The following is a 10531-nucleotide window of genomic DNA, read 5'->3' on the forward strand; positions in this document are numbered from 1 at the left end:
TTAATTTTTCTCATAACTTCTTCTTCCTCTCCTTTTATATAAATAATAATACAAAACAACTATTTCACAGCGTTACTCATCCATTGAACAAGACTCATGCTGCTGGTAGAACGGATATCTTCCACTTCTCGAACGGCTTGAAGTTGACCATTGTACATAAGCATAACCCTATCAAGAAGCGGTTCGATTTCTGTAACCTCATGGGTAGACATAATCACTGTCTGTCTTTCAACGTCAATAAAAGAAAGCAAACTTTTAATAATCAAATTCCGCACGATGGGATCAAGACCAGACAACGGCTCATCCATCAAAATGAGTGGTACTTGCCGGGAAAGTGCGAGAATCATCTTTAATCTCCCTTTATTTCCCTTTGATAGTGCTTTTACCTGCTGATCATCTGGTAATTCCATAAATGCCAGCATCTCAAACGCTTTTTTCTTATCAAAATCACTATACATTTTGCTGAAAAAATCAAGTGTTTCGGCCACCGTGTAAAATGGATATAAATTGTCACCGTCTGGAAAAAAGGAGACTTTTTCAGGAATCCGGCCCTTTATTTCTTTTCCATCGATCATCACGGTTCCTTTATTCGGCCTAATCAACCCGGCCATCAGCTTCAACATGGTCGTTTTCCCGCTTCCATTCGGACCAATTAATCCAATAATGCTACGGCTTGGCAGTTCAAAACTTATATCTTGTAAAGCAACCTGACGTGCATATTTTTTGGATACATTCTGAAATTTCACCAGCATATTCGACATATACGCTTCACTCCTGACCGTACAATTATTTTTCCTGCTTTAGATACTTCTCGATGCCTTCAATAATCTCAGCAGATGAAAAACCCATTTCCTTCATATCTTTTACAAACTCACCAATACACTCAACCTTGAGCTGCACACGCAACCGCTCCAATTCTTCAGTATTCTCCGTCACAAAAGAGCCTTGCCCTCTTCTCGCTTCTACAATTCCCATTCGTTCCATCTCGGAATAAACACGTTGTACGGTATTTGGATTCACTCCCGCTTGCACCGCCATCTCCCGTACAGAAGGAAGCTTTTCTCCAGGTTTTAGTTCTCCTCGAACAATTTGACGGCAAAGCCGGGCTACAAGCTGTTGATAAATCGGTTGTGAAGCATTAAACCCGTCACCCATCAGCTACACCTCTACTTTCCTATCCACTAACCAGCCAGCAGCAAAGAAAAATACAGTAACTTCTAGAAGTGAAAATAAAACATCGCCTATATGCAGCTCAATAATTGCCCAGGCAGAAGTGCTAGTAAAAGCTCCCCATTCTGTCAGCGAACGATATAGTTGCGTGTTGCTAAAAGATAGCTCTGCCCAGAATAAGAAAATAAACAGAAGCAACATAACCACTCCACTAAATCGATGCAACCAACGACGTACTGCCTGGATCGAGATATTAAGTAGAAGAACCCACACGCCTAAAGTGACGCTAAGAAATAAGATTAGAGAAAACATAGATAAAAAAGAACTTCTTATATACTCAATATAGCTCCTTACATCAAAAGCATCCGGAACTACAACTTCTAGCAACTGTTGCTTGCTGTTCATCTCTATCTGGCTTATGCCATAAAAAATGGCGTAGGCGATAAAATAAGAGGCACATAGGCTAATTGCAGCGCTTACCAACTTCATAGCTAACAATGTCCAGCCAGATTGGGGAAACTGCAGCCAATATACATACGTTCCCTTCCATTCTTTTGACAAACTTCTCCATACATATGCAGGTATATAAAAAACATGGATAAAAAGCAGAAATGAAATCAAAAAGCTGACCGTCCCTACACGCGTCTGGTAGGCAAGCCATGCGCCAAGCACCCCCACGACAGCTATTACGGCAGCACCACCAAGAAACCATCCTTTCATCATCTTCAAATCCTTTTTGAGCAACTGAAGCGTGCCTTCCATTCTTTCCTCTCCTTTTGTATGATCGTATTAGTGTATTAATTAAATAATACACTAATACATAAAGAAAGATCAACCAAAAAAAACATTTTCTATGATGAAAAAGAAAATAATACAGCCTGAATCCGTTGGAATTTCGGATTCAGGCTGCCTATGTTTGCAGTGTTCGGAAAAGGATATTAAAAATCGAAAATATTATATTCCTGCCCAAACATCCTTTGCATAACATCCTTCGGTCTGGAGGTTATTCAACCATTTTTTAGCCTCCTGTTCACCAACTCCATGAATCTCTTGATAAGCGATTTGCAAAGTCCTCTCCACATCCGGTGCCATCTTGCTTCCATCTCCACACACATAGAGTCGACCACCCCGATCCAAAATCGCTATCAATTCCTCTGCATTTTTCTGCATGATATGCTGCACATACGTTTTCGGCTGCCCTTCCATTCGGGAAAATGCCGTATGAAGAGTGACAATCCCTTCTTTTTGAAATTGCTCTAATTCCTCACGGTAAATATAGTCCGATTCATTGCGGCACCCAAAATAAAGATGAGCTTCTCCAAGCTTTTTTCCTTCCCGCTGCAGAGCACGTCGGGCTTGAAGAAAGCCTCTAAATGGCGCAATGCCTGTCCCTGGGCCGACCATAATAATCGGAGTATCCGGGTCCTCAGGAAGCTGAAAGCCTGATTCTGGAGTCCGTATAAACATCATAATAGCTTCCCCTGCTTTACGCTCGGCAAGGTAATTGGAAGCAACTCCACGATACTCCCCACGGCCGCTCCGAGCAGGACCACGAACAACAGCTACAGTAATGCTGGCACGGTCTGAAAGAGCGCGTGGCGAGCTAGAAATGGAATAGTAGCGGGCCTTTAATGGCGGCAAGAGTTCTAAAAAACGTTCAAACGGCAGCTCACAAGCAGGATATTGTTCTAACAGTTCCAGCATACTTACCCGTTTTTGTAATACATCGGTTTTATACGTTCCTTCCTCCAACAAAGCTTCTAATTCCCGTTTATGTGGTGGACAGGTCGTGAAGGATGCCAGTTCACGAAGTTGTGCACGTGTTGCCGCTTCCTGAAGCTCCACGCTATGACTTAACAAGTCAAACACCCTAACGGGTCGATCCAGCGGAAGATGAGCATTACTTCCTTTGCTTCCGCTGAGTACAACATAGTCATCTTCTTGTAATCCGAAGCGGACTAAAGCACGATGCACAAGCTCCTTGCTGTTCTGGGGCAGGACGCCTAAGTGATCTCCCTCACGATACGTTACCCCTTCTGGAAGCGCAATCTCAATATGACGGGTGCTGCGTTCGCTTCCCTTCAACTGCAGTTCCTGATTGTCCGTTACATACCCGGGAAGAGCATCATATGTTTCTACAAGAGGGATCCCTGCAAATCCACTAACAAACTTTATAGTTAAAGCACTACGCTCTTGCTCAAAATCCTGGTCAGTTTTCAAGCCTAATGCGCTGAAAACATCCGGCCACAAGCGTTCACGCCACTCATCAGCTTGCTGCTCAAAATCGCCACTTGCATCGCCTTCTCCACGCAGAGTAAGACGAGTTGCACCTTTGGTTGACAGTTGCTTATCAATAAATCGAGGAATTTCCTGGTACGTGGTCGCCCAATTATGATCTCCGCACCCAAAAACTGCATACTGAACTCCTTTTATTTCTTCAGAATCGGCTTCCTCTATCCATTGAACAAACGCCCGTGCGTTACTCGGCGGCTTTCCGTTATAAGAGGATGTAATAATAAATACGATTCCTTCTTTCGGCAGCTTGCCTACATAATCATTCAATGATGCGACTTCACTTTTAAAACCTTTATAACGAGCGGAATCAGCCATTTCCCGTGCCATTCCTTCCGCTGTTCCCAGATCCGATCCGTATAGCACTAATAATGGAGTATTATGCGCTTCTACATGGGTAGCAGGAATCTGCCCGACCTGCACATCCTTTGGTACAGCATGCTGCTCAGTGGGAATTGCATAAGAAATTTGGCCATTCCGTGTACGGACACGCATTGTAAATCCTTCTGGTTTTAAGGTTAATGTTTCCTTGACCTTCAGCTGATAATTAGCATGATCAATGATTTCAAAGCTTTTGAGCACCATACCAAGCACAAGCGTTGCTTCATGAAGCGCAAATTGCTGGCCGATACAGGCTCTTTGACCATTCCCAAACGGCTTATAGGCGTCGTGTGGGATTTTACTCGCATCCTCAAAACGCTCCGGTCTGAATTCTTCCACATCCTCTCCCCATACACTCGTATCACGATGAAGCTTTGGAATGAGCACATTAACACTTTCCCCTTTTTTCATTGGGTATTTCCCACCAAGCAAAGTATCCTCTTTTGCATATAAAGAAAAGGCCGGAGCTGTTGGCCAAAGACGTAAAGACTCGTTAAGAATCATGCGAATGTATTTTAGCTGAAGCACTTGCTTATATGTCGGAATCGGTTCATTTAGAATGCGGTCAACCTCTTCGTAAGCTTTTTGAAGTTTATCTGGATTTTTCAACAGAAAATAGAGGGCAAACGAAAGTAAACCACTGGTCGTCTCATGCCCTGCAATTAAGAATGTAATGATTTGAAAACGGATATTCTCGTCGTTGAGTCTCTCTCCTGTCTCTGGATCCTTGCTGCTTAACATATGGGAGAGAAGATCATCCGCATCTTGATCGCTATGCTCTTTACGTTCTGCAATAATTTTGTCGACTAATGCAAACATACTTTGAATGTCGTGCTTATACTGACGCTTTGTAATGACCATCAGCTTATCCTGTATACCTAAACGTTGAAGTTGATGCATCGCTTCGTCGAGTGCACGAACCATACTTGTAATAAAAGGATGTGGTTGTTCACGGTAGAAGCTGTTAAAGCGATAATTAAAACCGCACAGGCCAATCGTGTCCAGCGTTAGCCGTGTCATATCCTCCGGAACATTAACACTCTCGTCCGGATTTAGCCGCGACCACTTTTGAACGAGCTGTAAGGCAATGTCTACCATCATGGTATGATATTCTTTCATCGCTTTCTGGCTAAAGCTCGGAAGAAGAATCGCATGAGCCTTCCGCCAGTTCGGCTCATACGTCCAACTGGTAAATAAACCGTCTCCCGCAAACGCACGAACGTTTTGTAGTGGTGCCCAGACGTTCTTATCAAAACGGGATTCATCACAAGCTTCCGCCACTAATTCATGGCTAGAAATGTAGATGCCAGAACTTCCCGGCATTTCTAATCGAAAAATGGGACCGTATTCGTAGGAAAGTTTTGTAATGGATTGGGTAGGCTCTTTTGGATTGATACATGGTAAATTACCGAGTGGCCCATATGTTTTTGGCTGCGGAATATTGCTATTCTGTATCATGGAAACAATCCTTTCTTGTTTAGTATGTCGGTGTATATCACTACTGCTTTGTCCATGCTTCTAGCTGCCAACCTTAGCAGCCATTCGCCTTGCTTATTTTTGATGCTTTTCATATTGTACCCACCATAACAAAAATTCATAAAAACAGAAAAATCCTTCCAATCGCCATAACAAAACAATTGGAAGGATTTTAATTTTCAGTCAAAACAATAATGAATTTTTTGATACGATTTACGAAAATCGATAATTTCTTTTCTGACCGCATTCATTGGTTTTCGGTCTATTAGAACATCCATGATAAAGTCGGCAATAGTCTCCATTTCGCTCTCTTTCATTCCTAGTCGTGTGACCTCGGTTGTTCCGATACGAAGACCGCTTGGATAATCCCAATTTTCTGGTTTATCACCTGGAATTAGATTTTTATTGGTGATGATATTTGCTGTGCCCAATTTTTTGGCCATATCGTGTCCGTTGCCAAAGGCGCGTACATCTGCAATGACCTGATGTGTTCGGGTGAATCCTTTATGTGCACCAAGCATTGTTACTCCCCTGTCATGAAGGGCCTGACCGAGTGCCTGGGCATTCTTCACGATTTGTGCCATATATTCTTTTCCAAATGCCAAAAACTCAGCGGCAGCAGCAGCTAAAGCCGCAACACGATTTACCTGATGGGTGGCGGCAAGGGCCGGGAAGATGGCATCTGTGATTGATTTGTTAATTTCAGGATCATTCCATACAATAATTCCGCTTTGCGGGCCGCTAAAGGTTTTTCCCGAAGAGCCTGTCATGACACAGGCCCCTTCAGTCAGCGGATCCTGAAATTGTCCTCCACCGATTAGCCCCAGCTGATGAGCGCCATCAAAGAAAATTTTCCCGCCCCATTCCTGCACAATTTGTGTCATTTCTTTCAATGGAAATGGAAAAAGGGTCATAGAAGCTCCAAGCGCAACCAAACGGGGCTTGATCTGTCTGGCCTTCTTTGCAAATGCATCAAGATCGACCGTCAATTCAATTGAATCCATCGGCACATTGTGGATATTTAATCCCCGAATACCGGCGGGCCCATTATACCGATTGCTGGAATGCCCGCCTGTTGGCTGTGGAATCGTCATGATATCGTCTTCAGGTTTTGTAAGAGCCGTATACACTGTCAAATTTCCTACCATGCTCGCAACCAGCCGATGATCAGCGTAGTTTGACTTGAACACCTTTTTTAAAAGCTCCACACATAGGGCTTCAATTTCATCAATATAAATGGTTCCTGCAAACCATCTTTGAGTCGGCCCAATATGTCCTTCTGCGGCTCTCGTTCCTACTTCTGATGCCAAAAGCTTCCTTACTGTTGGGCTGGTAGGCGCCTCAGGAGCCAATAAATTCAGACATTCTTCCCCTCTCCAAATCGCATTTCTTTCTACCGCATCGATTACTTCTTTTTGGATAAGCCTTGGAGACGAGCAACGTTCAATGACTTCTCTTGCCTTTCGTAAAACTTCAGGATCATGAGCCTCATGTGCTTCTGTTTGTTGTATTGATGTACTCATTTGTAAATTCCCCTTTCATATTTTGGAGTAAATCAATAACCTAAAACCAATATATTAATTTTCACAAAGAAAAAAACCTTAAAAAGGTTTTTTGCATTACTTTTTACACTAAATACAAGGCTACCTTTCCCCATTTTAGGTCGAGGTAACCTGCAATTCATGAAGGATTCGTAAGTAGTTGGGAAAGGCTCAACCAATTTTCTTCAATAAGAATCGGAAGGTTTTTTTTATCTTGTTGTCTAATCACCTGGATAATCTGACGATGCACTTCAACAGATGAAGCACCATCCACTGAGCCGAATTTTAATAGTTCCAGTCGACGAATCTTAGGCATTATACGCTCAAGGGCAACTTCGATTTCCGGATTATGTGCTGCTTTTAATAGGACACGATGAAACTTGGTATCCTCATCCACCGCCTTAATTGCATCTTTCTGTTCAATTGCATGTTTAAATTCACGGTTGATTTTCTCCATTTCATTCGCATGGGTATTCTCCAAATACGAAATCGCCAGCTTGGCAGCAAGAGAATGTAATGCCGCCACGACAGTAAACGCGTGCTTTGCCTCCTGTTCATCTACTAAGGTTACTTTGGTCACTGCTCCGGGAGAAGATTCAATTAAGCCTTCATCCTCCAATCTTTTAAGAGCTTCTCTAACCGGAGTTCTACTGACACCAAATTGTTCAGCCAGGCTTTTGTCATTAATCCGCTGGCCGGGCTTTAACTCCAGATTAATAATCGCCATCCTTAACCGTTGATACACTTGATCTCTGAGAGAAATACGACTAATTTGATTTATATGTTTCATAAAACCAATATATCACATCACTGATTTTTTAAAAAAGCTTAATGCTTGGTTCTGATTCCTATTACCTGAAGAAGTCTACACTTTATCTAACTCCATTACATCCCCGGTATTTGCAAGTACACCATATTGAGAACCCAATTTTCCACACAATACATAGCTCTTTTGTTCAAAATCATATACATATACTGGAGTTAATTCAATTTTGTTTTTAATTTTTTCAAACGCTTCTTCCTTAGTGATGTTAACAGTATCAGATGCATGATAATGTTTGAGTGTTGCCAAAAAATATTGATTGTCAAAATAATTCAAGGCTTTATACTTTGTAGAATCGATAAAAACTTTTAACTTCCGTTGAAATGCTCGTATATCCTGAGCCTGTTTCAATTCTGCAATGATGTATCCTCTGTCACGGTACAAGCTGACTAACACCCATTTAGCAGTATCTTTAGGAAATTCCTTTCGCAAAAAATCTAAAACTTCTGCTATCGTTATGTCCTGTTCATGCTTTGTCAAAGGAAGTGTATCTGGATGGGACTCAAACGAGAAAGCCTGCTCTGCTGTGATGCTATCGTTTCTTAAATTTAATTGCTGTCTTTCAAACTTTTTATTAATAGGAGAATCCCATTCTATCACTTGATCTACCTTCACATAAGAGCTGTGTACGTTAATCTCGAAAGGAATCCTTATTTTTCTGTTGTTGTAAACATATATTTCTTCCATAGTATACATGGAAAGCCACTTCTCTTGTTTACTTGAAGGAAGTTCCAAAAGCTTCAAATGTTTATGTGCGACTTGCTTTACATCATGGTCAAATGTAAGTGTGTAATCGATTGCCTCTACTAAATCATTTGAAGGAAAGGAACCAGAGATAGAAAAAAAGAGTAATCTTCCAACATCATCAAGCTTTACTTCTATATAACCAGATGGCGAAGCAGGAATTCCATGAAAACATGCTTGAAATATTGTTTTGGTCCCTTCTTTTTTCTTGATTTGGAATTGCTCATGATATACTAAACCTGTTTTTTGTTCAATCCAGCGTATTATTTTTTTAGAATCATGCTTGTCAAACATTAAAGTGTTTATTAATGTTTTTTCTCCTACAAAAATAATACTTTTAAAACGGCGGGTTTTCAGGTCTAACTCCACAACAGCAGTACCCGGTGGATTTAAATCTTCTTCTGTTCGCTCCATGATACCGTTTGGAAACCATTCCATCAATAACGTGTAATCTGTATTATTAAAAATATTCTTATCCCAATATATGTTTGCTGTATGTAGGTAATAAGATTCCAGACCAATCTCTTCTTTTGTAAAATCAACCAGTTCTTGCAATCGTGAGTCCATATTCCCTCTCGATCCCTCCTATAACTACTTTATTTAAAATCACTCATCCTTTGTATGAATCTTCCCCTCTTGTTCTAAATCAGGCGAAAGAAACGGTATCGCCTCTTTCGCCTGAACAAAATTTACAAACAGTCAACAAGAATCTTTATTGCTTGGAGACCAAGGTATTGCCTCCAGTTGCAGGCAATTCTTTTGCGTTTTTCGCCGCTTCTGGAAGATCAATTTTCTTGGTGGCGTTATAATCGCTGTATTTCGTATTCTGTGTAATAGTCATTTGCTTAAGTAGCATCTTCTCCTTTGTATCGGCAGCATTTTCATTTAATGAAATGACAATTTGTATGCTGCTATCTATAGGAAGTTTTGTCTTCGGCTCAAGATTTATGGTGCCTTGAATATAAATGGTGCTGATATTTTTCTCTGCCCCTTCGATCACTCCTCGTATCGCCTGCATGTCTCTCATCACCGGAGCTAGTTCGGATAGCGTATCAATGCGTCCCTGAAACACCAATTGCCCCTCTCCTGTGCTTCGATAGAAGACCTTTCTCTCCTGTTGCAGCGGGATACGCTGTTCTATTATTGCCTTCATATCAAGCGAAAAAGCATCTTTCACTTTTACCCAACCCGACGGACTATCGGCAAAACGATTATCCATAAATCCTTCCGGTACCTTCCCATACTTCGTATAAATATCCTTCCCGATAACATATTGTTCGATCTCTATATTTCCCATATCCGTTTTAGTGTACATGGAGTCAGGCATCGCATAAACAGCTTCTGCCTTTATAGAGCTACCCTTTTTTCTCATCTCCTCAAATTCTTTTCGCTCATTGGCAGGCAGTTTATTCAGTGCATCCTGATTTTCTACTCCATCAAAAGATATATCACTTTGTACACGGAATGACTTAATTTGCTGCTGTGCCTTCCAACTTTCCTCTAAAAGCTTCCTGGCATCGCTGGAGGTGGATAGCAACTGCTTGACAAGGGCTTGTGCCTCCTGCTTTGTAATGGTTCGATCCAAATCATTCCAGTTATAATCCACTTTCACGCTCTTCATCCAGCTAGCAATATTGCTCGCCCCATGTTTGGAATCAAGCAGCGGAGAACCACTAGGAACAAAGGCGCTCGGAACGCCGAGCACACTGCTAATCAGGGCAATCGCTTCGCTCGCCTTCAGTTCACTATCTGGACGTACCATGTCATCATTAGAACCTTGTAAAGCACCCGCCGCCTGCAATTTGTTTACGATTTCTGATAACTCGCTTCCTTGCGGCACATCTTTATAAGTATTCTTTCCTTTAGCCTTCGGCAAATCAATGGCCTGGTCGAGCATTTTGAAAAACTCTCCTCGTGTCAATGTCTCACCCTGTGGTTGTACCACCGCAGCCGATTCTGCTGCGAGTACGTTCAATGTAGGTGTTCCTATTAACATTGCCAAGCTTATCATTCCCGCTGTTACAACTTTTCCTTTTTTCATATCCATTCCTCCTCAGAATTTTGTTATATAGTAACAAGGGTGTTGATTATCCAGTATGATCCA

General features: G+C 41.7%; 8 protein-coding genes. All 8 read right to left on the bottom strand.

Annotation, left to right across the window (positions count from 1 at the left end; all coding sequences use genetic code 11):
- Positions 1-59 precede the first annotated feature (59 nt).
- Positions 60-761, bottom strand: coding sequence for an ABC transporter ATP-binding protein (locus HMPREF0083_RS16925; protein WP_021622831.1), 702 nt, complete (start codon positions 759-761; stop codon positions 60-62).
- A 25-nt stretch (positions 762-786) separates the two neighbouring features.
- Entirely contained in the window at positions 787-1155 is a 369-nt protein-coding gene (locus HMPREF0083_RS16930; protein WP_021622832.1) for a GntR family transcriptional regulator, read from the bottom strand.
- Between the two features lie 3 nt (positions 1156-1158).
- Positions 1159-1932, bottom strand: a complete 774-nt coding sequence (locus HMPREF0083_RS16935) for a hypothetical protein (protein WP_021622833.1) — start codon at positions 1930-1932, stop codon at positions 1159-1161.
- A gap of 192 nt (positions 1933-2124) precedes the next feature.
- Positions 2125-5301, bottom strand: coding sequence for a bifunctional cytochrome P450/NADPH--P450 reductase (locus HMPREF0083_RS16940; RefSeq protein ID WP_021622834.1), 3177 nt, complete (start codon positions 5299-5301; stop codon positions 2125-2127).
- A gap of 197 nt (positions 5302-5498) precedes the next feature.
- Complete coding sequence (locus HMPREF0083_RS16945) at positions 5499-6842, bottom strand: serine hydroxymethyltransferase (protein ID WP_021622836.1); 1344 nt, start codon at positions 6840-6842, stop codon at positions 5499-5501.
- Positions 6843-6999: 157 nt separating this feature from the next.
- Positions 7000-7605, bottom strand: coding sequence for a GntR family transcriptional regulator (locus tag HMPREF0083_RS16950; RefSeq protein ID WP_327859736.1), 606 nt, complete (start codon positions 7603-7605; stop codon positions 7000-7002).
- A 120-nt stretch (positions 7606-7725) separates the two neighbouring features.
- Positions 7726-8994, bottom strand: a complete 1269-nt coding sequence (locus HMPREF0083_RS16955) for a hypothetical protein (RefSeq protein WP_021622838.1) — start codon at positions 8992-8994, stop codon at positions 7726-7728.
- Between the two features lie 145 nt (positions 8995-9139).
- The gene (locus tag HMPREF0083_RS16960) at positions 9140-10468 is read right to left on the bottom strand and encodes a hypothetical protein (RefSeq protein WP_040303332.1); all 1329 of its coding nucleotides are present in this window, start codon (positions 10466-10468) and stop codon (positions 9140-9142) included.
- Positions 10469-10531: the final 63 nt, after the last annotated feature.

Source organism: Aneurinibacillus aneurinilyticus ATCC 12856 (genome assembly GCF_000466385.1).
In the GTDB taxonomy this organism is placed as follows: Bacteria; Bacillota; Bacilli; order Aneurinibacillales; family Aneurinibacillaceae; genus Aneurinibacillus; species Aneurinibacillus aneurinilyticus.